The sequence below is a fragment of the Liquorilactobacillus sicerae genome (assembly GCF_029916425.1).
GTDB classification, from domain to species: Bacteria; Bacillota; Bacilli; order Lactobacillales; family Lactobacillaceae; genus Liquorilactobacillus; species Liquorilactobacillus sicerae.
This window is the reverse complement of the sequence record NZ_JAHAVQ010000037.1, coordinates 1-1130: the sequence shown is the minus strand read 5'-3', so window position 1 is coordinate 1130 and position 1130 is coordinate 1. Positions and strand designations below refer to the sequence as shown.

The following is a 1130-nucleotide window of genomic DNA, read 5'->3' as shown; positions in this document are numbered from 1 at the left end:
TTTGAGAAATGACTGATTCTTTTGGTAAATTACTGAAATTAGTGATTCCAATAATTAAGAATATAAACATTCCTGATAGTAACAAAAAACCTGCTAAATCGAATTTACTTTTTATACCTAATGGCTTAAAATTTGGTAAAAAAAAGCAGACAACTGTTAACGACAAAATAACGATCGGTATATTAGCAAAGAAAATCCATCGCCAATTAAGGTAGTGCAAAATCAAGCCACCGAAAGTGGGTCCTAAAATTGGGGCCAAAACTACTGGTAACCCAATAATTGACATCAAACTACCCAGGGCGATGCCCTTTGAAGCACGAACAAGCAAAATACTTAATACAGGCACAATTATTCCAGTTGCAATTCCTTGAATCAATCTGCCAATGATTAATAAGCCAACTGAAGATGATGTAGCAGAAACAAAGGAACCAATTCCAAAAATCAAAATTCCAGTTAAATACAACCATTTCCCATTTACTTGGTCAATCAACCAACCGGTGATTGGAACAAAAATTCCAATTGCCAAAATGTCTATTGTGGTTACCCACTGCATAACGTTCACAGTCGTATTTAGAGCATTAATCATCTTATTAATTGCAATATTAGTCATTGTAGTATCAAGCATTGGTGCTAAAGCTCCAAGAACGAGTATGAGAGCAATAACTATAACTTGTTTTCTATTTTTCATAATTACGTTTCCTTTTAAAAAATTATTTTTGATCTGTCTTGTTCCAAACAATAATCGTCCCATCAATTCCAACGATTGTAACTAGGGCGATAATTAAGTGACTAATTAGTAATGTAGAGCCATAGTGAGCTAATAAATATCCAGGAATTGACCAAGGAATGAATTGGCCAACCATTCTAGAAGCAAAAATAACATCAACAATCAAAGCAATCAGTGAAAGTGAAATTGGTAATAATAAACTTTTGCACTTCGATACAATTAATGGCCACAAAAACGATAGACATGCATTACAGCTATACGCCAAAAGAATTTTTCCGAAAAATAAACTTAAAAAATGAGGATTAGGTATTAAATTAAATTTTGCAATCCCCACTAATAAGGAAATTATTATTGTAGATAGTAGAATAATAAATTCAGAAAATTCAATTGCTATATATTTGCC

Annotated in this window: 1 protein-coding gene and 1 pseudogene; both read right to left on the bottom strand. The window is 32.3% G+C overall.

What is annotated here, in order from left to right:
- Positions 1-688, bottom strand: a 688-nt coding sequence (locus tag KH893_RS11010) for an MFS transporter (protein ID WP_281166171.1), incomplete at its 3' end; no start/stop codon positions are given.
- A gap of 22 nt (positions 689-710) precedes the next feature.
- Positions 711-1130: pseudogene (locus KH893_RS11005) on the bottom strand (ABC transporter permease); the annotation flags it as partial.